At 36.9% G+C, this 23,057-nt stretch carries 18 protein-coding genes; 7 read left to right on the top strand and 11 right to left on the bottom strand.

The features are described from left to right. Positions 1-57: 57 nt before the first annotated feature. The 4 genes from BUE84_RS05490 to BUE84_RS05475 form a co-directional block, all read right to left on the bottom strand. Positions 58-2,142 (bottom strand): M13 family metallopeptidase, encoded by a 2,085-nt coding sequence (locus BUE84_RS05490; protein ID WP_079240815.1) that lies wholly within the window; start codon positions 2,140-2,142, stop codon positions 58-60. 360 nt (positions 2,143-2,502) lie between these two features. Then, on the bottom strand, positions 2,503-4,560 hold the full coding sequence (locus BUE84_RS05485) for a M13 family metallopeptidase (protein WP_079240814.1): 2,058 nt from the start codon (positions 4,558-4,560) through the stop codon (positions 2,503-2,505). 292 nt (positions 4,561-4,852) lie between these two features. Next, positions 4,853-8,251 (bottom strand): polysaccharide deacetylase family protein, encoded by a 3,399-nt coding sequence (locus BUE84_RS05480; protein WP_079240813.1) that lies wholly within the window; start codon positions 8,249-8,251, stop codon positions 4,853-4,855. 89 nt (positions 8,252-8,340) lie between these two features. Next, positions 8,341-9,591 (bottom strand): CinA family nicotinamide mononucleotide deamidase-related protein, encoded by a 1,251-nt coding sequence (locus tag BUE84_RS05475; protein ID WP_079240812.1) that lies wholly within the window; start codon positions 9,589-9,591, stop codon positions 8,341-8,343. Positions 9,592-9,705: 114 nt separating this feature from the next. Between BUE84_RS05475 and BUE84_RS05470 the strand changes: the two genes are divergently transcribed. Then, positions 9,706-10,179 (top strand): hypothetical protein, encoded by a 474-nt coding sequence (locus BUE84_RS05470; protein ID WP_079240811.1) that lies wholly within the window; start codon positions 9,706-9,708, stop codon positions 10,177-10,179. 66 nt (positions 10,180-10,245) lie between these two features. Here BUE84_RS05470 and BUE84_RS05465 read toward each other — a convergent pair whose 3' ends face one another. Further along, the gene (locus BUE84_RS05465) at positions 10,246-10,785 is read right to left on the bottom strand and encodes a lipocalin family protein (RefSeq protein ID WP_079240810.1); all 540 of its coding nucleotides are present in this window, start codon (positions 10,783-10,785) and stop codon (positions 10,246-10,248) included. A 74-nt stretch (positions 10,786-10,859) separates the two neighbouring features. Beyond that, positions 10,860-11,594 carry a LytR/AlgR family response regulator transcription factor gene (locus BUE84_RS05460; RefSeq protein ID WP_079240809.1) on the bottom strand — a complete coding sequence of 245 codons (735 nt, stop codon included), beginning with the start codon at positions 11,592-11,594 and terminating at the stop codon, positions 10,860-10,862. Positions 11,595-11,769: 175 nt separating this feature from the next. Between BUE84_RS05460 and BUE84_RS05455 the strand changes: the two genes are divergently transcribed. Next, positions 11,770-12,123 carry a WG repeat-containing protein gene (locus BUE84_RS05455; protein ID WP_079240808.1) on the top strand — a complete coding sequence of 118 codons (354 nt, stop codon included), beginning with the start codon at positions 11,770-11,772 and terminating at the stop codon, positions 12,121-12,123. Positions 12,124-12,147: 24 nt separating this feature from the next. On the opposite strand, the gene BUE84_RS05450 is transcribed toward BUE84_RS05455, so the two are convergent. Continuing rightward, positions 12,148-13,941 carry a histidine kinase gene (locus BUE84_RS05450; protein WP_079240807.1) on the bottom strand — a complete coding sequence of 598 codons (1,794 nt, stop codon included), beginning with the start codon at positions 13,939-13,941 and terminating at the stop codon, positions 12,148-12,150. Positions 13,942-14,078: 137 nt separating this feature from the next. On the opposite strand from BUE84_RS05450, the gene BUE84_RS05445 reads away from it, so the two are divergent. Further along, a complete protein-coding gene (locus BUE84_RS05445) occupies positions 14,079-14,753 on the top strand; it encodes an SIMPL domain-containing protein (RefSeq protein WP_079240806.1) in 675 nt (224 codons plus the stop codon). 358 nt (positions 14,754-15,111) lie between these two features. Beyond that, positions 15,112-16,299 (top strand): vWA domain-containing protein, encoded by a 1,188-nt coding sequence (locus BUE84_RS05440; RefSeq protein WP_079240805.1) that lies wholly within the window; start codon positions 15,112-15,114, stop codon positions 16,297-16,299. Positions 16,300-16,474: 175 nt separating this feature from the next. Here the strand turns inward: BUE84_RS05440 and BUE84_RS05435 are convergent, their stop codons facing one another. After that, a complete protein-coding gene (locus tag BUE84_RS05435) occupies positions 16,475-17,680 on the bottom strand; it encodes an NAD(P)/FAD-dependent oxidoreductase (RefSeq protein WP_079240804.1) in 1,206 nt (401 codons plus the stop codon). Positions 17,681-17,795: 115 nt separating this feature from the next. Here BUE84_RS05435 and BUE84_RS05430 point away from each other — a divergent pair, with 115 nt between their 5' ends. Next, positions 17,796-18,176: an STAS/SEC14 domain-containing protein gene (locus BUE84_RS05430; protein WP_079240803.1), complete on the top strand. Its 381-nt coding sequence runs from the start codon at positions 17,796-17,798 to the stop codon at positions 18,174-18,176. Positions 18,177-18,253: 77 nt separating this feature from the next. On the opposite strand, the gene BUE84_RS05425 is transcribed toward BUE84_RS05430, so the two are convergent. Beyond that, positions 18,254-19,456, bottom strand: a complete 1,203-nt coding sequence (locus BUE84_RS05425; RefSeq protein ID WP_079240802.1) for an MFS transporter — start codon at positions 19,454-19,456, stop codon at positions 18,254-18,256. 183 nt (positions 19,457-19,639) lie between these two features. Here BUE84_RS05425 and BUE84_RS05420 point away from each other — a divergent pair, with 183 nt between their 5' ends. Beyond that, positions 19,640-20,533 carry an AraC family transcriptional regulator gene (locus BUE84_RS05420; RefSeq protein WP_079240801.1) on the top strand — a complete coding sequence of 298 codons (894 nt, stop codon included), beginning with the start codon at positions 19,640-19,642 and terminating at the stop codon, positions 20,531-20,533. 222 nt (positions 20,534-20,755) lie between these two features. Here BUE84_RS05420 and lipA read toward each other — a convergent pair whose 3' ends face one another. Next, positions 20,756-21,622 (bottom strand): lipoyl synthase, encoded by an 867-nt coding sequence (lipA, locus tag BUE84_RS05415; RefSeq protein ID WP_034692098.1) that lies wholly within the window; start codon positions 21,620-21,622, stop codon positions 20,756-20,758. Positions 21,623-21,738: 116 nt separating this feature from the next. Between lipA and BUE84_RS05410 the strand changes: the two genes are divergently transcribed. Then, complete coding sequence (locus tag BUE84_RS05410) at positions 21,739-22,371, top strand: hypothetical protein (RefSeq protein WP_079240800.1); 633 nt, start codon at positions 21,739-21,741, stop codon at positions 22,369-22,371. An 87-nt stretch (positions 22,372-22,458) separates the two neighbouring features. Here the strand turns inward: BUE84_RS05410 and BUE84_RS05405 are convergent, their stop codons facing one another. After that, the gene (locus BUE84_RS05405) at positions 22,459-23,019 is read right to left on the bottom strand and encodes an RNA polymerase sigma factor (protein ID WP_079240799.1); all 561 of its coding nucleotides are present in this window, start codon (positions 23,017-23,019) and stop codon (positions 22,459-22,461) included. Positions 23,020-23,057: the final 38 nt, after the last annotated feature.

Here is a 23,057-nt window from a genome sequence, read left to right as displayed (position 1 = left end):
AAAGAATCCGTCTCATATTGAGGCGGATTCTTTCTTTTCTAACAATTTCGGGTAAAATTACCAGATTTTTATTCTGTCCTGAGGAGCTTTATACAATTTGTCTCCCGGTTTGATATCAAATGCTTTGATGAATGAGTCCTGATTGACCAATGGACCAAAGGCTCTGAACATTCCAGGAGAGTGCGGGTCTGTTTTCACCTGATTAATCATATACTGATCGGTAGCTTTAGTTCTCCAGACAGTAGCCCAGCTCATGAAGAATCTCTGATCCTGAGTGAATCCGCTGATCTTTCCTGGGTTTCCTTTATCTTTTAAATACATCTGAAGGGCATCGTAAGCCACTGCTACACCACCTAAGTCTCCGATGTTTTCACCACTTGTGAATTTACCGTTTACAAAGCTTCCTTTTACAGGTTCATAAGCACTGTACTGAGCGGCTAACTGACCTACTTTTGCATCAAAGTTTTTACGGTCAGCATCTGTCCACCAGTTGTTTAGGTTACCATCTCCATCGAAACGTGAACCACTGTCATCAAATCCGTGAGAAATTTCGTGACCAATAACGGCACCAATACCTCCGAAGTTTACTGCTGCATCCGCTAAAGGATTATAGAAAGGTGGCTGAAGAATGGCTGCAGGGAATACAATTTCGTTGTTTGATCCGCTGTAATAAGCATTTACAGTTTGAGGTGACATTCCCCATTCTGTTTTGTCAACAGGTTTTCCTACTTTATCTAAACTTCTCTGATACTGCCATGCAGCAACATTCTGAAGATTAGAATATAGGGTAGCACCTTCTTTTGGTGATTCTACTTTCAACTGAGTATAATCTTTCCATTTATCCGGATAAGCAATTTTCACGGTAAACTTAGATAGCTTTTCCTGAGCTTTTACTTTGGTTTCAGGAGACATCCAGTCTATGTTTGCGATGTGTGTTTTGAATGATTTTAAAAGATAATCAATATACGTTTCCATCTGCTTCTTAGCTTCAGGAGTGAAATATTTGTCTACATACAGTTTTCCGAAAGCTTCACCAAGAACACCATTGACAAGGGTAAGCCCTCTTTTGTTCATTGGACGCTGTTCTTTCTGCCCTTGTAGATATTTAGCATAGAAATCAAATCTGATCTGCTCTAAACTGTCATCCAGATTGCTCGCATTTCCGTTGATGATATGGTATTTCAGATAATCTTTCAGTAAAGGAAGGTTTTTCTGGGTAATGAACTGATCCATATTCTGGTAGTATTTCAGTTCACCGATGATCACTCGGTCTGTATTTACGCCAGCATCTTTCAGATATTTTGCAAGATCTACATTTTTAACAAGACCGGATAATTCTGATACATTTTTAGGGTTGTATCTTAAATTAGCATCTCTGTTTTGCTCAAGAGTCAATAAATAATTGGCTAGCTGTTTTTCAAAGTCAACTACATTTTGTGCAGCCTGAGTAGTATTTTTATATCCTAAAACTCCGAATAACTTTCCAACATAGGCTTGATATTCCGCCAGTGTTTTAGTATTGGCATCGTTTACTTTCTGATAGTAATCTCTTCCCAGACCTAAATCCGGACCGCCAAGATATACCGCATTCATATTGGAATTCTTCATATCAGCACCTACTCTCCATCCGTAGAAAGAGTTATCCCCTAATCTTGTAGCTTCCAAAAGATATTTCTGAAGATCACCAAGACTTTTAATAGCATCTACTTTAGCAAGATCAGCTTTGATAGGAGCCAGACCTTCTGCATTTCTCTTATTGGTATCCATAAAAGAGGCATACAGATTCTGGATTTTCTGTCCTTCTGATCCGGCAGGATATGATTCTGTAAGAATTTTGTTTAAGATATCTAATGAAGCATCATCCACATTTTCTCTCAATGCATTGAAAGAACCCCAGTTTGCTTTATCGGAAGGAATCTGAGTAGTCTTCACCCAATTGCCGTTCACATAGCTAAAAAAGTCATCTTGTGGACGGACACTGGTATCCATATACGATAAATTAATCCCTTCTTCTTTTACCGGTTCAGCCACTTTTGCTGTAGCTTCTTTTTTATTCTCTGTCCCTGCAGTCTTAGCTGCTCCACACGAATTAAGAAACACAATTCCCGAAAGGGCAAGTATTCCAATATTTAGCTTTTTCATTAAAGATAATTTTTGATTTTACACAAACTTATCAAATATACAAACTTTAATGATATGTTATGAATGATATTTATATATGGGTGAAAAATTGAAGATTTGGGTTAAAAGTTTAAGATTTAAAGTTCATAGTTTAATGTTTGGTGTTATGGGTTAGACCACCCCGTCAAAAATTCTTTGAATTTTTGACACCCCTCCGAGGGAGGGGAATGATGGAAGCCGTTATTATAGCTATTATTCCTCCGGTTCCTTATTACTTATTACCTATTTTCCCTAATCCCTAATCCCTATTACCTACCATCTACTACCCATCACCCGCCACCTAAAAAAACAAAACCGCCCATTGCTGAGCGGTTGTTATTTTTACCAGATTTTGATTCTGTCTTCCGGAGTCTTGTATAATTTGTCTCCTTGTTTCACATCGAATGCTTTGTAGAAAGCGTCAACGTTGATAAGCGGACCAAAACTTCTGAAATATCCTGGAGAGTGTGGGTCAGTTTTCACCTGATTCACCATATATTTCTCACTTGATAATGTTCTCCAAACGGTTGCCCAGCTTAAGAAGAATCTCTGATCCTGAGTGAATCCACTGATTTTCCCTGGGTTTCCTTTGTCTTTTAAGTACATTTGAAGAGCGTCATAAGCGATGTTTACTCCTCCTAAGTCAGCGATGTTTTCACCGTTTGTGAAAGTACCATTTACAAAAGTTCCTTTTACAGGCTCGTATTTGTCATACTGAGAAGCAAGGGCTTTTGTAGCTTTTTCGAAGTTCGCTTTATCTTCCGGAGTCCACCAGTCTACTAAGTTACCGTCTGCATCAAACTGTGCTCCTGAATCATCAAATCCGTGGCTCATTTCGTGACCGATAACTGCACCAATACCTCCGAAGTTTACAGCTGCATCAGCTTTAGGGTTGAAGAATGGCGGCTGAAGGATCGCTGCAGGGAATACAATCTCGTTGTTTACCGGGTTGTAATATGCATTTACAGTCTGTGGAGTCATCCCCCATTCTGTTTTATCTACAGGCTTACCGATTTTAGCCAAATCTTTGTTGTACTGCCATTCACCGATGTTCTGAAGATTTTGATATAGATTTCCTCCTTTAGCTTCAGAAACGATATTTAATTTTGAATAGTCTTTCCATTTGTCCGGATAAGCTACTTTTACAGTGAACTTGTTCAGCTTCTGCATTGCTTTTTCCTTCGTTGTTGAAGACATCCAAGATAAGTTGTTGATGTGAACAGCGAAACTTTTCTTTAAGTAGTCGATCAATTCCACCATCTGAGCTTTTGCTTCAGCAGGGAAATATTTCTCAACATATAATTTTCCGAAAGCCTCTCCTAAAGAACCATTAATCAACTCAAATCCTCTTTTGTTAAGAGCTCTTTGTTCCTGTTGTCCTCTCAGGTATTTACCATAGAAAGCAAACTTCATGTTTCCTAAGTTTTCACTTAAGTAAGAAGCACTTCCGTGGATCATGTGGAATTTCAGATAATCTTTGATTACAGGAAGATTCTGAGCGTTTACCAATTTATCGAAGTTCTTATAGAATCCTAATTCGCTGATAATTACTTTGTCAGAATTTACGCCTACTTTTTTAAGATAACCCGGAAGGTCAACATTTTTTACCAAAGCAGAAAGTTCAGCCATCGTCTTAGGATTGTACTGAAGCGTATTATCACGGCTCTGCTCATTGGTCAGGTAAGTTTGTGCGATGCTCTTTTCATAATTAACGATACCTTTTGCTGCTTCATCAGCATTTTTGTATCCTAATTCTTTTAGCATAGAAGCTACATATTTCTGATATTCAGCAATAGCTTCAGTATTTTTTTCATTTACCTTCTGATAGTAATCTCTTCCTAAACCTAGAGAAGCATTACCTAAGTAAACCGCATTCATTTTAGAATCTTTAAGGTCTGCATCTACTCCCCATCCGTAGAAAACGTTTTCCCCTTCTTTCGTTACAGAAGTAAGGTAGTTCTGAAGATCAGCCATATTTTTAATAGCATCAATCTTGTTCAGGTTTTCCTGGATTGGTTTAATTCCGTCAGCATTTCTCTTCTGCATGTTCATATAAGTAGCATACAGATCCTGAATTTTTTTCCCTTCACTTCCGTCAGCAAATTTATCTTTCAGAAGAGAGTTCAGGATTGTCATGGAATTGTTATCCGTATCCTCAGCCAGTTTGTTGAAGCTTCCCCAAGTTGGTTTGTCAGATGGAATTTTGGCTGTTTTCATCCAAGTTCCACTTACGTAGTTGTAAAAATCATCCTGAGGGCGCACCGAAGTGTCCATCAAGCTAAGGTCTAAACCTTTGTCTGTGTTATTCACTGCTACTTTAGCAGCTTTAGCTTGTGCACTCATCGTAGTTTGAGTGCAGATCCCTGCTATTAAAAACAAAGAAAGCGTTATTTTTTTCATTATGATAACAATTTTTAGAATATGTATGATTTATTTCGTATTTGTTACTTTAATATGAAAACAAATTTAAATAAATAACATGAAAGTATTACAAATGGGAAGGTGGGAATAGGAAGCCGGAAGTTATTAAAGTCATAAAACAGGCTCCAGCTACATGATCATATTTTTTTAGTCCAAATCTTTACTGGATAAATCGGACAATAGGAGGTAGAAGCTGGAAGTTATAAGAATCGTAAAAAAATGATAACTGAGAAAACAACCTCCAGCCTCACTCTTCCAGCCTCCAACCTCATTAAGAAGTTGCGATCTCTTTTACATTCCCGGTTCTTTTCAGGAATCCCCAGGACTGCATTTCACCTTTCAATGCTTTTCTTAAACTTTTAAACAATACTATATACATCAGCCATCTATACCCGAATCTCTGTGGAATAATATACAGGAGATTGATCAGTTTTTCCCGCTGCATGATAAATGCTACTAATGCTAATGAGGCATCCACCAAAAGAAAGATCAGATAATAGGTGAATATTTTATCTCCGTTTCCAGACAGGATTCCAAAGAACATAATCACATCTGCCAATGGTGAGAAAAATGGGATGATGTATTGGAATAATAAAATATTTGGCATTGCCCAAAGTCCCAATCCTTTATATTTGGGGTTAAGGAAGGTTTGTCTCTGCTTCCAGAACATCTGCATGATTCCATAGGTCCATCGGAAACGTTGTTTTAAAAACTGCTTCGTAGTTTCAGGAGCTTCCGTTACTGCTATTGCTCTGTTTTCGTTCGCTACGGTATAGCCGGCTTTTAATATTTTCACCGTAATATCACAATCTTCTGCCAGAGTATCGGATGAATAACCTCCAGCTTCAATAATTACAGATCTTTTAAATGCTCCGATAGCTCCCGGAATAACCGTAATAGCATTGATATGAGCATACGCCAGTCTGTCAAAATTCTGACTTGTTGTATATTCTATAGCCTGCCATCTGGTAAGCCAGTTGACTATGTTTCCTACTTTTACATTTCCTGCTACGGCTGCAATTTTTTCTTCCGCACTTGAGTTTAAAAATCTTGCAATAAGATATTTCACGGCATCCTGCTGTAATTTGGTATCGGCATCAATACATACTACATATTCCGCATCCGTCTGAGATATCCCAAAATTCAATGCAGTGGCTTTCCCACCGTTTCCTTTGGTAAAGATTTTCAGTTTCGGATGATCCGGAAATGCTTCCAATGCTTTTTCATAAGTAGAGTCTTTACTTCCGTCATCTACCATAATGATATTAAAATTAGGGTAAGTCTGTTTCAATAAATTCTGCAGGGAAGAAACAATATTCACTTCTTCATTGTAAGCAGGAACTATGATGGAAATTTTCGGATAGGATTCCAACACCGGAAATCCTCCCAGTTTTTTTTCTTTTTTTCTTTCTTTAAAAGCCCAGTACGCCATCAGCAATAGTCTGATCAGTCCCAGCACAATGAAAATAGTAAACAAGGCAACCAGGAAGTGGCTTATTCCATAGATAACCGTTGCCAACACAAGGTTCAGTTGCATGATATAATACGATCTCGTTTTAGGAACCTCAGGCATCAGCTCGCTTCTGCTTTTGTGCAGAATATTCGTTAGGTTCGTAAAATGATAGCCTTGTTTCTGAAGAGTCGGGATCAGAATTTTTAAAGCTTTTACCGTTTCTTCTCTGGTATCTCCGCCTGCATCATGAAGAAGAATGATATTTCCTCTCTGCTGCTTGATTCCAGCCATTACACGTTTTACAATTTCATCTGCTTTTATTCCCGGCTGCCAGTCTTCAGGGTCTATATTTTCCCCGATATCAAGATAGTTTTGCTGTCTTGCCAAAGCTACCGGAATAATCTCTTCTGAAGTGGTAGGCTCAGAGTCTGCGTTATAGGGAGCTCTGAACAAAATTGTGCTGTGCCCTGTAATACATTCGATAAGAAGTCTTGTAAGCTTCATTTCCAACAATGCTCTTTCAGGGCTTACTTTTGCTACATTTTCGTGAGTAAAGGTGTGATTTCCTATTTCATGTCCTTCGCGATAAATTCTCTTCACAAGCGGAAGATTTTTTTCGGCATTGAGTCCTACTAAAAAGAAAGCTGCCGGAACGTGGTACTTGGACAGAATATCCAACACCTGTGGTGTATAGGTTTCATCCGGCCCATCATCAAAAGTGAGAACAAGCTCTTTCTGAGGAGCACTTCCATATTTTTTTACTTCATAAGAACTTGGGTAAGTGACATAATTTTCGTCTGTGATAATTTTCTCTTTCGGATCAATTTCCAGTGCAATTTTTCCGTCATGAGGGGTGTTCAGAACATCCAGTACTTCTCCGTCTCCGATGTAATCCACCATGGTCTGCCCTTTTACATTTTCAAGCGATTTCAAATTCACTTTGGAAAGTCCTGCAAACGTAAGGTCTTTATCATAAAAATTCCAGACTCTGCTGTCTTCACTTCCCAGTCTCCAAAGCGCTGTTCCGGCCAGAGGATATTCTGAAGAGAAACGCATTGTGTTGAAAATAGAAGCAGCGTCATTGAAAAATACAGTATGGGTTAAATTTTTAGAATCGGTATAAGAATAATTTAAATTAAAAGTATTGTCATTAAAATCAATAACTGCTTTACTGGCACTTGCTTTTGTAATCGCCTGCATGTAAGTAACGGAGGTATTATCATCCTTATTGGAACTCCAGTCGTAACCGTAAGCTCCCAACCCTAAAATAATCTTTTGAGGAGAGGTTTGTTTTACAATTTTTCCCGCCTGCTCTTCAATCCATTTTTGAGAAGAAACGGGACCTGCATCACTTCCTGCAGAATACTCATCATAAGCCATCAGCACAAAGTAGTCTACATAAGGATTCAGTCTTGGGATATTGTAATCATCGTTATCCGTCATAATATCCATGGTAACCAGCAACTGATTCTTTTTGAAGGTCTCTGAAAGTTCTTTCATAAAGGCAATCAGATTATCATCAGAATTCAGGTTCATATCCTCAAAGTCAATATTAATTCCTTTGAAATGATATTTTTTACATTGCTGGGTGATCTTTTGAATCAGATGGGTTCTTTTTTGTGGATCATTAAGAACTTTCACCAGCCCTTCGGAGCGGAATTCTCTGTCTGAGTTATTACTCAACATCGGCATTGCGGCAACCCCTGTTCTTTTGATCACTTTATATCCTTCCGGATCTACATTGGTTTTCAGGTCACCCGTTTTGGGATCAAGGAAAAACCATTCAGGGAAAACAAGATTGACGTGTCTGATATTTCTTTTCAAAGACATCAGTGACTGAGGATCCCAGGCTACATAAAATGCAGAACGGATTCCTCCCGGAAACTGAGCCCAGTTTCGATTTTGATTCTGATATCTTTCTGCTCTTGCCTTCTCAATTTTGTCGAGGCTGGTATGGATTGTTTTTTCGGAGATAAAGCTTCTGAAGCCTTTATATTCTTTGGAAATCTTATTCTCCTGAAGATAAGGTTTATTGGCTGTAATTACCGCTTTATAATCTTCTTTAAAAGGTATTTTAGGACTTCTGTCCAGAGTCATCATCAGACCTAAAGCAAGCAGAAGCAGTATTCCTATAAAAATAAAAACACGGCTTCCCCATTGTACACTTTTCCAGCGTTTTTTGCTGCTGGTCTGAAAAATCTGTTTGGAATTTTCCACGATTTTTGAAATTTATTGTAGGGCTTTCAAAAAGCGTGAAAAACTGTACAAAAATTAATTAAAAAAAAATTAAAAAAACACGCTCATATTTAACTGTTTACAAGAAGGCTTACCAAATCCTGAATCACCTTTTGGGAAACAAAATCCATAAAGTCTACTCTTTCCAGATGAGGCATATATAATTTGGAGGTTACTTCCTGATCATTGATTCTGATCGTGTAGTAAACCGTTCCTACATCTTTACCATCTTCTCCTTTTCCAGGTCCTGCAACACCGGTTGTAGAAAGGGAAATATGGGTTTCAAACAATTGCTGACAGCCTTTTGCCATTTCCTGGGCCACCTGCTCGCTCACTACTGTGAACTCATCAACGGTTTCTCTGGAAACATTTAAAATTTTAATCTTTTTATCTGTAGCATAAGCCACCATTCCGCCCAGAAAATATTTTGAGCTTCCGGAAACCGAAGTGATCATTTTGGCCAGCTCGCCTCCTGTACAACTCTCTGCTGTAGAAATTGTCAGATTCCTTTCCGTAAGCATTTCTGCCAGAATATTCTCGATTTTATCTTCAGATACTGCAATGACGTGACCTTCTACCAAAGGCAGCAATTTTTGAATTTCTTCTTCCGTTCTCTGCTTCAACTGTTCTTCATTCTCACCGGAAGCCGTCAGACGAAGCTTCACTCGTGTTCCTACCGGAAGATAAGATAATGCAATATTTTCCGGAAGTGCCAGTTCCCAGTCTTCGATCTTGTCTGCAAGAATACTCTCAGGAATTCCCACTACAGAAACAATTCTGGTATGGATATAATGAAGACTGAATCTTTTTTGTAAATAAGGAATAATCTGATCCTTAATCAGTGGTTTCACTTCATAAGGAACACCTGGAAGGCTGTAGCATAGTTTTCCATCCTGCTCCATCATCATACAGGGTGCCGTTCCGTAATGATTCTGAAAAACGATGGATTTGGTAGGTACAAAAGCCTGTTCTTTGTTTCTTTCAAGAATATCTGCCCGTCCTCTTCTTTCCATATAGCCTTTCAAATGATTGAAGGTTACCTCATCCAAGGCAATTTCATCATTGAAATATTCAGCCAGTGCCTTTTTGGTTTTATCATCTCTTGTTGGCCCGAGCCCTCCTGTTGTAATAACTAAATCGCCAGTTTCAAAGGCCGTGCTCAATGTATTTTTAATGGTTTCAATTTCGTCTGAGATCGTAAGAATCTGAGTAACTTTTATTCCTATATTTTTAAGTTCGGTAGCAATAAAGTTAGAATTGGTATCTACCGTATTTCCGGAAAGGATTTCATCACCGATAGTAATCAGAACAGCTTTTTCCATATGTTTTTTTGTTGAAAAAAATTCTATGCAAATGACGGAAAATTCTGTGGCAGCGGCAATATAAATTGATTTTTTCTATTTTTGCCTGAATTATCAAAAACTACAATACAAATTATGTCTAAATATGATGATGCTTCATGGCATTATGGTGGTGATTTTCCGGAAGGACTTCCTCAGAAAAATGGGGCAACACATACAGGAATGTTCCTGAACTGGTGTATCCATAACGATCTGATTTCCGAAGAACTGAAAGAAGATGCTGCAGAAGAAATAGAAAAAGTAAAACGAAGAGAGATGACCGGGGCAGAGTTTGTCATGGATACCTGCGACGGAAAATTTTCTGAATATGATCTGAATGAACTGGGAAATCTTTTTGCCAAAGACTATTATGCAGATGACACAGATTTCGGTAACCGCTACAGCTCATTTGCTGATGATTATGTGAATATTTTTGATGCTAAAGCTGAAGAAAGTGACTATGAATATGAGACATTTTATCACATCGAAGATACCTACGAAAACTACGATCTGATGAAACAGGTTATTGATCACCGTTTTGAAGAATGGAAAGAATACATTAATAGCTAATAATGAAAAGATAAAATCGCAAAATGGCTGATTTACAAATTGACCCTTTTGCGATTTTGTTTTTTATTAATTATGCTTTACCCAGATCAGTTCTTCGGTGTTATAGCCGATTTTTTTTGCTTTCTGAATGAAACGCTGACGAATACTTTCAGGAATATTGGGAGTACGGGAAAGTATCCATAAATATTTTAAACTGCTTCCAGCTACCAGAGCATACTGATAGTCTTCATCAATATCTATGATGTTATAACCCGCCCATATCGGTTTAAAAAATGAAACTTTAAGACGTGCTTCTGTCGGGTCTTTTACAAATTTTGCTTCCCCGATTGATTCGTTCCATACTTTTTTAACGTAATCATACCCTTTATTTCTGACCTGAACTGTTCCATCCGGATTCTCTGTATACTCTGCAGTAACATTATCCATATTTTTCTCGAACCTGTAATCAAAACGAGCGATCTCATACCATCTGCCCAGGTATTTTTTTAGATCAAAATTCTTTACGGCAGATGCTCCTCTGGGAATCCTTACAGAATAGGAATTGAAAACGATAAGCCCCAATGCTCCTAACGAAACAGGAAGTATAATTTTATGAATAGTTTTCATGACAGAAAGATTTTGTGTGGTTGTTATAAAAACGTCAAAAATAATGCCTTAAGTCTGTTAAGGTACAATAAATTCTATAAAAATACTTTCAGGAAATTATCTTTAAAGCTTCCTGAAACCTCAATTTCCGTATCGTCAGACAGCATCACTGTTCCACTTTTATGATAGGATTTTACAAAACCTGTATTGATAATATGGGAACGGTGAACCCTCACAAACGGATTTTCCAGAAGATCATCAAAATGTTTCAGAAAACGGCATACCATCTTTTTTGAGCCGTCTGTAAGATACACCTGAGTAAAATTTCCATCCGCCTGAAGTCTTACAATATCTTCTGTTTTTACCACATCAAACCCTTGTAAAGTTGGCAAAATCAATTGCTGCTTTTCAGGTTTTAATTTCAGGTTTTCAAGAAGGATCTTATTTCGGTTGAGTTCATCTTTTTTCTCAAGACTTTCAGCCACTTTATTGACTGCAAGAATCAGTTCCTGAATATCGATAGGTTTTAGAATGTAATAACTTGCCGACTTGTTCAAAGCCTGCAAAGAATATTGTGAAAATGCTGTAATGAAAATAGTTTCATAGGAGAAATCTTTGGTAGCTTCCAGAACATCAAAAGCATTTCCAAAAGGCATTTCTACGTCCAGAAATACCAGCTGAGGTCGCTTTTCAGCGATTAATGGAACAGCTTCTTTAATATTTTCAGCTTCACCCAAAATTTCCACTTGCGGACAGTATTTGGTAAGATAACTTCGTAAAACTTCTCTTGCTATGAGCTCATCATCTACAATTACAGATTTTATTTTCATCAGATCAGATTTTAGGTGGCAGATAATTAGGTTGCAGGTGCAAATTAGGAATATTTAATCAACCTTACAATTTGCCGACACAAGTTCTCCAACCATACTTTTGGTCATTTTTATTGCAAGAAAGATGCAAAAGAATTATTTTAGAGATTAAAATTAATAAACCAGACAAAATCATATGAAATCAAAACTTCTAATTCTTTGCTGCATGAGTGTATTCAGTTTTTCTTTTTCACAGATGAAAATCTCAGAAAGAGAGGATATCAGTAAGATCAATAAAAACTGGAGACTTACAAAAACCAATGCCGGAACGTATGGAATTTCAGATATAAGCGGAAGAATCATCACCCAGCCTGTATATTCCAAGATTAATAAATTCGGTGAGTATTCCGATGATCTGGCGCTTGTAAAAAATATAACGGGAACGTATGGTTTTATTAACCGTTCAGGTACTGAAATCATTCCTGCCCACTATGAACTGAACTATATCAAAAAGAATTTTTCTGTTTTGGAGAAAAAATATATCAAATAAAAACACAGATCAATCTGGATTCAATTACTTCAGATTAATCTGGATGGTTACCAAAACACCACTGTTATTTTCCTGATCCTTTACGGAGCAGGTGATCTCTTTTTTGTAAAGATCATTCAGAAGCTGAATTCTTTCCAGCGTATTTTTCATTCCTCTGCCCTCTCTCGTTTTTTGGTGCTGGGTTTTCTGCTTTTTACTTTCTTCAATACCTATTCCGTTGTCTTCAATAAGGATGTTCAGATGTGATTCATTTTTTTCAAAGCTTAGTTTTAAAAATCCTTTATCAGTTCTGTAGCGGAGTCCGTGCCATACAGCATTTTCCAGAAACGGCTGTATCAGCATTCCCGGAACATGAAGGTTTTGCATATTCAGGCTTTCATCTACTTCAATTTCATAATCGAATTTATCTGCAAAACGTGTTTTCTCAAGGGCAAGATAATTCTGAAGGAGATCCAGTTCCTGCTGAAAGGGAATAAAATCTTCAGTGGAATTTTCCATTACACCACGCATCAGCTTCGAAAATTTTGTAAGATACTGATTGGCTTCCAGTTCATTATTGGTTGCTATAAAGTGGTTGACACTATTCAAACTGTTAAAGATAAAATGAGGATTCATCTCACGACGCAACGACTGAAGGGCAATTTTCTTATTTTTAGTCTGAACCTTTTTCAGGGTTCTGAAAATGAAAATGATTAATCCTGTCAACAGAATCAAAGCTCCGATCAGTCCATAATTAAACACATTTTTCTTTCGTATAAGCTCGTCTTTAAGTTCTTTTTCTTTTTCCAGCTGTGAGATTCGCTGTTCTGTGTCTTCCAGAATTTTATTATCAACAAGACTTCTATCTTTGGAAACAAGATTCGGAAGTTTTCCCAAAAAATCTCTGTACAATTGAACTGAAGCATCCACATTTCCTGAAATCGCATAAAGGCTATCCAGTTTTTTTACACTTCTCTGTGCTTCCAGCGTATGACCTTTGTCCAAAGCAATTCCGTAGGCATTTTTCAAAAGGTCCACAGCTTCTTTAGGATCATTCTTTTTAATATAGATATCGGCCAATTCCTGAATCTGGTTGACTTTCTCCTGAGAATTTTCTTTCACAAAATCCTCCTTCAGAACTTTCTTTTTGGCTTCAATAGCTTTTTCAAAATTCTTATTTTCCACATAAAGATCTGCCAGTTTCTGATTAATGGCAAGGGCTTGCTGAGGAGCTTCTTTTTTAGAAATTTTATAGGCTGTATTCAGGTTTTCTTCGGCGCTGGAAACGTCTTTCTGTTTCAAATTAACATCTGCAAGCTGGCTGTAACTTTCTGCAAGATCGCCTTGTTCGTTTTCTTTTTTGGTCAGATTGATATTATTCTGGATGGCTTCTGCTTTAAGCTCCGGTGTGGGAGAAGAAAGTCTTGCCACATCATTAGCATTGACAGCTTTGCTTTTTTCACTGTAACTCACTTGCGCTGCCATGCTGTAATTGCTGATCGCAGGCGTTATTTTATTCTGCTTTTCCTGTGACTGGGCTAATCTTCGGGTAGCTTTTTCAATATTGGGTTTGTCGTTAAGCTTTTCATACAGCTTTTTGGCTTTTGTATAATATTCTTCACTTTTCGCAAAGTTTCCGCCATTGAAGAATGTTTCTCCGATATTATAATAAGAATCCGCCTGGGCAGGTTCATTTTTCTTGTCCATTGCTTTTTTCAGCTTCTTCGTTTCTACCTGTACTTCTTCCACAGCAGCAGGGCTGTTAGTAGTGGTTTGGGAATAGATTATATTTCCCAAAAGCACAAGTAAAAAGGTCGTAAAGAGTTTAAGCATTTTCATAAAACAAAGATATACATATATATAGTCTGCTCAAAAACTATTCACCAAGTGAAACCTCCATTTCACCAAGTCTCCCGGAATCTGGTTTCCAGTCAGTGTAATTTTACATCAGAATTAAAAATTTAAAACAGGAAATTATGAAATTGAAACATTTTTTATTAATCGGAATTTTAACCCTTGGAAGCTTTGTAAATGCTCAGGAAGTAAAGAAAAATGCAATTGAAGTTACAGGTGTTGCCGAAATGGAAGTAGAACCGGATGAAATTATCTTCAGCATCGGGATAAAAGCTGATAATAAAAACGATCTGGCAGATAATGAAAAGAAGTTATTTGATATTTTAAAAAACGCAGGAGTAAAGAACGAGGATATCAAGTTCAAATCCATGTACCAGAATATCTATTCTAAGACAGCTAGGTTTTCTAAGAACTATCAGTTTAAAGCCAGTACAAAATCAAGCCTTAGCAAAATCTTTGAAGATCTGAATCAAAAATGGGTAAGCAGCCTGAACATTGCAGAAGTAAAGAATACTAAAATTGCAGATTTCAGAAAAGCAGTTAAGATCAATGCTTTGAAAGCCGCTAAAGAAAAAGCAGACTACTTATTGGAAAGCATGGGTAAAAAAACTGGAAATGCTCTTGAAATTGTAGAAATAGAAGATTACACCAGCGATATGATCATGCCGGTAGCTTACAAAGGAAGAGCAAGCAATATTCAGTTGGAAATGGCTGATGCTCCGGTAGATTTTTCTTTTGATAATATCGAAAACATCAAGCTGAAATACAGCATCAAAACAAAATATGAAATCCTTTAAAATAACAGATTTAAGAAAGCTGCCTTTGGGGCAGCTTTTTTGTTTTGTACTATTAGGTTATTGGTTTTCCGACTGAAGACAATACATACCGATCTATTAAAATATGATTAATGGTAAAAGCTTCGACTCCGCTCAGCCTGACAATTCCGACAGTATTGAAATTACACATTAGATTAGTACTATCACACTAAACATATAATTAGAGCCTTCCTTATTTTGTCATCCACCAAGTCAAACTTCTGTTTCACCAAGTTTCCCGATTTCCAGCCTTAAATAGAGATAATTTTACTTCTAGGAACTCAAAATAATAAACAACGAAACACTATTCCCTAATTATAACTTATAAAAAAATAACAATATGACAACTTTAAAAATCTTAGCACTTGCAGCAGGTACAGCTTTCTTAAGCTCTGGTAATATTCCGGATAACCGCTCCAATAGTAATACTGACAATAAATTACCCGTAGAAAAAACGACATTGATTCCGGTAAACTCAACGGTAAAGGATAATAAAATTCAGGTCGCTCTTTTACTGGATACTTCCAATAGTATGGACGGATTGATTGATCAGGCAAAATCCAGACTCTGGAATATTGTGAATACGTTGACCACTCTTAAGTACAACGGAAAGGCTCCTGAGATTGAAATTGCCCTTTATGAATATGGCAATGACGGAATCCGTGATGAAAACTACATCCGTCAGGTCACTCCTCTTACTCAGGATCTCGACCTGGTTTCTGAAAAGCTGTTTGCCTTAAGAACCAACGGTGGTAGTGAATATTGTGGTGCTGTCATTCGGGATGCCTCTGCCAACCTCAACTGGGACGGAAATGAAAAAAGTATGAAGCTGATTTACATTGCAGGTAACGAAGCATTTGATCAGGGGAAAATAAATTATAAAGATGTTGTTTCGAAAGCAAAAGGTAAAAATATTTACACCAACACCATTTTCTGTGGAAGCAGGGAGGAAGGAATCCAGACTTTCTGGCAAAACGGAGCTTCATTAGGAGGTGGAAAGTTTTTCAATATCGACAGTGACAGAAAGGTTCTTTATATTGAAACACCTTATGATATCAGAATTTCAGAATGTAATGCAAAACTGAATGATACGTATATCTACTACGGAAATCACGGTTCGGAATACCGGCTTAAGCAGATCACTCAGGATAAGAATGCAGAAGCACAATCAGCATCCAATTTAGTGGAAAGAACAGTTGCCAAATCTAAAAAGAATGCTTACAAAAATGACCACTGGGATCTGGTAGATAAAGCTGAAAAAGATGCGGGATTTATCGACAATGTCAAAGAAAGTGAACTTCCAGCGGAGTTGAAAGGAAAAAGTAAAGAAGAAATTCAAAAAACAATTGCCGCCAAATCAGCAGCACGTGATAAAATTCAAAAAGAAATAGAGGAACTTTCCAAAAAACGCCAGACTTATATAGATTCCGAAATGAAAAAAAGAGGAACTGATGATTCTGATGATCTTGGGAAAGCCATTGAGAGTTCAATTCTTGAACTTGCGAAAAAGAATGGGTATAGTTTGTAGTGTAAGCGGGTTGAGGCCCGCTTTTATTTTATCCTTTTTTTTATCCAACAAAGAGTTTAACCTAGATTCCTACGGAATGACACAATTGGAATAACGATTTATCCAGGCAGTTGTCATTCCGTAGGAATGTAAATAACCTTTATTCTTATTTAAAAAAATTGTGGTAAAAACATAATCATCTTCCAAACTTAAAATATCTTGACAGTGGATGTTTTTTATTTTTCATAAACAATGAAGCCATTTCCATTCCTGTTATTGAAAAAGTAATTCCATTTCCCCCAAAGCCCAGTACGAAATAGGAGTTTTTAAAATTTTCATGTTCGCTGATATAAGGTAAACCATCCTTGGTTTCTCCGAAAGTTCCTGCCCATACAAAATCTGTATAAAAATGATAATCAGGTTTTATTTTGTTTAAGTTCTTGAGAATCTCGTTTTCTTTTTTATGGAGTATTGCATCACGTTTTTCTGCATCATAAAAATCTTCATCACCTCCTCCAATCAGAAGTCTTCCATCATCGGTAGTTCTCATGTAGAGATAAGGATCATCGGTATTCCATACTAAGGTGCTGCTGATATTTTTGAACTTCTCTTCATCTATTTCAGAAACTACCGCATAGGTACTTTTCAGGTTGACAAAGCTTTCTTTCAGCAGATTTTTACTTTCGTAGCCTATACAGTAAATAATTTTTTTTGCTTTAATCTCAAATCCACTGTCTACAGTAATCACATTAAATCCCCTGTGCTCCTCTACTTTTACCATTTCAGTCTTATCAAATATCTTCAGTCCTTTCTTCACATTATACATGAACATCTCATGCGCAAACTGAAAAGCATCAATACTTGCTCCTTGTTCTGATAAAATTCCGCCGTAGGTATTTTCAAATTCAAATTTTTCAAAAATATCCTCTGATTCCAGCCATTCTACTTCAAATCCACTTTGTTTTCTGGCCTCATATTCTTTCTTCAGCCATTCTGCATCTTTCTTTTTTGAAGCAAAATACAGTGATTTCTTTTTTTTGAAACCTGCTTTAGATCCTATTATTTTTGTCAGTTTTTCTATTATATCAATAGCATTGCTACAGGCTTTATAACTTAAGACAGCACCTTTCTCTCCTATTTTTTCTATCAGTTCATAGAGGGGAACATCTATTTCATACTGCAGCATTGAAGTTGTAGCAGAAGTGCTTCCGTTACAGAGTTCTCTTTTATCAATAAGAATTGTTTTATAGCCGTCTTCTATCATCTGATGAGCAATAAGGCTTCCTGTAATACCACCTCCTATAATTAGAACATCGCACTCTTCATTCGACTTTAGAGAAGGGTAAGATGCTAACAATCCATTTTTTAAAAGCCAAAAAGGTTCATTTGATTTTAGATTCATATTACTATTTTACATTTAAAATAACAATATTTATACCTTTTTTAACAATTATTCACCAAATAATGGTGTAATTATTGTTGTTATTATAAACTCAAACCACCAAAAAATATTTTTTATGATAACAATTATTCCAGAAGCTCCGGAGAATGTTGCAGCATTTAATGCAACGGGAGAAGTAACGAAAGAGGATTTTGAAAGACTGGTAATTCCGCGTGTAAAAGAGAAGGTAGAGCAATTCGGTGAACTGAATTATTTATTGTATTTGGATACCGATCTGGATAATTTTACTGTGGGCGCATGGCTTGAAGATTTGCTGTTAGGATTGAAAAATCTTACGAACTGGAATCGTTCAGCTATTGTTACGGATAAAGAAGGAATACGCAATTTCACCAGTGTTTTCAGTGTTCTGATGCCGGGAGAGTTTAAATCTTTCCCCAAAGAAAATTTATATAATGCCCTCTATTGGTGCAAAAACGGAGATGAAGTAGAGGCGTAAAAACTTATGTTATAAAAAAAGCCTGTTTCAGTGTGAAACAGGCTATTTTGTATGTTTAAATGAATTAATTACATTTTTTATTTATCACATGATACACATTCAGCGGCTACTTCTTCTTCATTTTGAGTTTTTGAGCCGTACAGATACATATATCTTACACTGATAACCACTCCAATAAAAGTCATCCCTACTCCTACCAATGATGGATAATTGAATGAGTAGCCGTATTCTAGAGGAATTCCACCAAGGAAAGCTCCCATTGCATTGGCAATATTAAAACCTGCCTGCATAAAAGCGGCAGCCATCATTTCACTTCTTGGGGCAGCTTTCATCATCATAATATTGATAGGTGAAGCAATAGACATGGATAGAGCACCACACATAAATGTCAGTACCAGAGCTATATTTTTATACTCTGCAAGGAAGAAAACACCTCCAAGAGAGATCATCATCAGGAAAATCAGAAGAGCGCAGGTTTTTTCCGGGCCCAATTTATCTGAAACAATACCTCCAACCAGGTTTCCAACAACCATCCCCGCTCCGGCAAGAACCATTACGTAAGCCATTTGGCTGCTTTTGATTCCTGCAACTACGGTCATTAAAGGAGTAATATAACTTAACCATGTGAACAATCCTCCAAATCCTATCGCTGTAATGGCCAATACCAGCCACGATTGTTTATTTTTAAGAAATTTCAACTCTTCCATGAAATGGGTATTCTGATTGGATTCCATTGCAGGAAGCCATAGTTTTAAAAATAAGATGGCAAAAAGCCCAATCACTGCTACTATAGCAAAGTACAGCCTCCAGTGGAAAGTGTGTCCGATATAGGTGACCAGAGGTACCATTGCCAGATTGGCAACCGTGAGCCCTGTAAACATCATGGATATATAAAATGCTTCTTTTCCTTTTCCGGCCATTCTTGAAGCGACTACTGTTCCTACACCGAAGAATGCTCCGTGAGGAAGTCCGGACATAAAGCGGATAACCAACATACTATTGTACCCGGGAGCAATAGCAGAAAGCCCATTAAATAATGTAAAAAGGATCATAAAAGCCATTAGCACTTTTTTCGGTGGAAACTTTACGGAATATCCAATCAAAATTGGAGCTCCGATAACCACTCCCATGGCATAAGCAGAAATTAAATGTCCGGCTTGAGGAATGGTAATCTGTAATGTTTTTGCGATATCCGGCAACAGTCCCATGACGGTAAATTCCGTAGTTCCTATCCCTAAACCACCGATAGCCAGTGGTATTATTCTTTTATCAATCTTCATTGTATCTAAATCTTTTTCTGAATTAATTCTGTTCAAATTAAAGGATCACTTGAGTATCTTTATTTTGAAAGTGCAAAAATCGAAAGAAAGTTTGAATTTCACACCTCTTTGAATGATAAAAATTTGCTCCGTATTAACCTTTTTACTTAATTTTAAATTCAGAAACAATCAAATAAGAACAAAATGAAGATCCAGAAAGAAATTATCGAGTTTGAAAAAGGGAAATCGTTTAAACTATTTGCTCCTTCTCTGAAAAACTGTTTTTTCTGGCATTATCATCCGGAAATTGAACTGGTCTATGTAGAAGCGGTGAATGGAATCCGGCATGTGGGAAAAAATATTTCAGGTTTTACAGACAGTGATCTTTTGCTGATTGGTTCCAATGTTCCCCATCTTAATTTTGATTATGGGATTCAGACCGAATGCAAGCAGCTTGTATTGCAGATGCGGGAAAGTTTCCTTCAGGATATCATCCTTCCTGTTCCTGAATTTGAAAATATTAAAACCCTTTTAGAACGTTCATATCTTGGGCTCTCATTCTCCGGAGAAACCAAAAATACTGTTATTGAAAAACTACAGATTATTAAAAATAAAGGCTCTTTTGAATCCCTGATGGGATTGATTGAAATACTACAAATCCTGGCCGATTCTACTGAAGTAAAAGAACTTAATAAAGATGATACCAGAATTAAATGGTTTTTGAATGATAAAATCAGAATGGGAACCATCTACGATTATATCCATGAAAATTACGACAGAAAACCCAACGTAAACGAAGTAGCCAAGGTTGTCAGTTTGAGTACTCCTGCTTTCTGCCGGTATTTTAAAAAGCAGACGAATATGACGTTTACAGATTTTGTCAACAATTACAGGATTAATCAGGCTAAAATATTCCTGCTGAAAGATCAGTCTGTGACAGAAGTTTGTTTTCAGGTGGGCTTTGAAAGTCTTTCTTATTTTAATAAACTTTTCAAACAGCATACAGGAGAAACGCCTTCTGAGTTTAAGAAGAAACATTTCAGACCGATTGAAATTAATGGGAGGATTGGAGTGATTAAAAAGGATACGACTTGTTAAGTAGGCTTTGATGAGTGTTATGAACCACCCCGTCAAAAATTCTTTGAATTTTTGCCACCCCTTCAAAGGATGGGAATGATGGCAGCCGTTATTGTAAAGATTGCCACATTCATTAGCTAATCCCTCACAGGCTAATTTCTCACAGCTGATACCTGTCACCTGTAATCTGCTACCTGATCCCTAACAAACAAAAAACCGTTCATTGCTGAACGGTTTGTATTTTTAATGAATATGTTTTTCTGCGTGGTAAGAACTTCTTACAAGAGGAGAACTTTCAACGTGTCTGAAACCTAAGCTTCTTGCAAAATCCCCGAATTCATCAAATTCTTCAGGAGTGATAAATTTCTTTACCGGAAGATGTTTTTTAGTTGGCTGCAGATATTGTCCAAGTGTAATCACATCTACATTGGCATTTCTGATATCTTCGATCGTCTGGAAAACCTCATCTTTAGTTTCCCCTAATCCAAGCATTACTCCTGTTTTGGTTCTTCTTTGTCCGGCTTCTTTCAGGTATCTTAATACTTCAAGGCTTCTTTCATATTTAGCCTGAATTCTTACTTCTCTGGTCAGACGTTTTACAGTTTCCATGTTGTGAGAGATCACTTCAGGAGCTACATCTACTAATCTGTCAAGGTGTTTTGTAAGTCCCTGGAAATCCGGAATCAAAGTTTCCATTGTCGTTCCCGGAGAAATTCTTCTGACAGCATTCACTGTTTCTCCCCAAAGAATAGAACCCATATCTTTCAGATCATCACGGTCTACAGAAGTAAGAACGGCATGTTTGATCTTCATTAATTTGATGGATCTTGCTACTTTTTCAGGTTCATCCCAGTTTACATCAAGTGGTTTTCCTGTTTTTACACCACAGAATCCACAGCTTCTTGTACAGATATTTCCTAAAATCATGAAAGTAGCTGTACCTTCACCCCAACATTCTCCCATGTTCGGGCAGCTTCCGCTTTGGCAAATGGTATTTAATTTATATTTATCAACCAAAGTTCTCAGCTCTCTGTAATTCTTTCCGGTAGGAAGTTTTACGCGGATCCATTTTGGTTTTTGAACGGTAGTGTCTTGAACTGAATTTTCCATTTCTAAAATTGAAGTTCAAAGTTAAGGATTTTTTAATGGAAACCATCAACCGGATATATTGATGAAACTTATAATTCGAAATTTCATTTGTATATTTATCTCTTCAAAATATTCTTATGAAAAAAATATTCTTCCTTTTATTCGCAATATGCGGAACATTTTGTCTTGCCCAAAAACAATTTCAACCCACAGGTTCTACAATCATTGAAACAGTAGATGGAGATCTTGATGGAGATAAAATTCCTGAAAAAGTAATTATTTACAATACAAAGGACACCACAGATATGGGAAACATCCGTGAAATTCAGATTCTGAAAAAGGCAGGTGGCACATGGACCGTTCTTGAAAAATCCAGAAATGCTGTTATGGAAAGCAATGGTGGAGGCATGATGGGTGATCCTTACAGAGAAACTAAAATAGAAAAAGGTATTCTGATCATTTCTCAAAACGGTGGAAGCAGCTGGAAATGGGATGTTACAGACAAATACAGATTTCAGAACGGGCATTTTGAACTTATAGGAACCTCCTCTACTTCGGGAAGACCGGGAGATTACTGGAAAGATGTAGATTTCAACCTCTCAACAGGGCATCTGAACTATTCAAAAGAGGTAGAAAATACTGCTGAATATGGTAAATCTTTAAAAGAAATTTATATTAAAAAAGGGCTGAAGATTAATCTGCAGAACAGAAATCAGGAAAAGCAGCAAAAAATAGTTCTTCCGAAAACAAAAGAAGAGGTTTATTTTTAAGTTTTGGCTAAAGCCAATTTTGAATTTGTATTTTTAGTAAACGGGTTAAAACCCGTTTCTATTGAATAGTATATATTGAATTTTAGCTTAATGATCATCAAATTCGTTATTTTTCAGGAGTTCTGCTAAGACTTTTTTGGCCCGCATTACCCTTACTTTGGTGTTGGCAACAGAAATTCCCAGTTCATCAGCAATTTCTTTGATGCTTTTTTCTTCAAAAAATCTCAGCTTGATAATATCCTGATAGTTAGCATCCAGAGATTCTATGGTTTTGATGATTTTCTTTTGTTCTTCTTCAGAAATGAGAAGTTCTTCAGGAGATTTTGCATACTGGTTTTTGACCTCATCAAGGTTTTCAACAGCATCTTCATTATCACGATTCTTCTTTCTCCAGAAATCAATAACGGTATTCTGGGCAATGGTCAATATCCAGGTTTTAAACTGAAAATGAGGATCAAACATATCCAGTTTCGACAGTACTTTTGAAAAAACATTCACGGTAATTTCATCCGCATCATTTTCATCTCTTACCTTTTTCATGACAAAAGAGAAAACATCTACCCAAAAAATATTGATGAGTTTAGTCTGGGCCTTCTGATCTTTATCTTTGGCCTTCTGGATGAGCAGGAATAGCTGTTCGTCGTTCATTAATAACAAATATAGATTATTTGGGGTGAAAAACAAAG

Source organism: Chryseobacterium indologenes, from assembly GCF_002025665.1.
GTDB classification, from domain to species: domain Bacteria; phylum Bacteroidota; class Bacteroidia; order Flavobacteriales; family Weeksellaceae; genus Chryseobacterium; species Chryseobacterium metallicongregator.
Note: the sequence above shows the minus strand (reverse complement) of the source record. Positions and strands in the feature narration are given on the sequence as shown.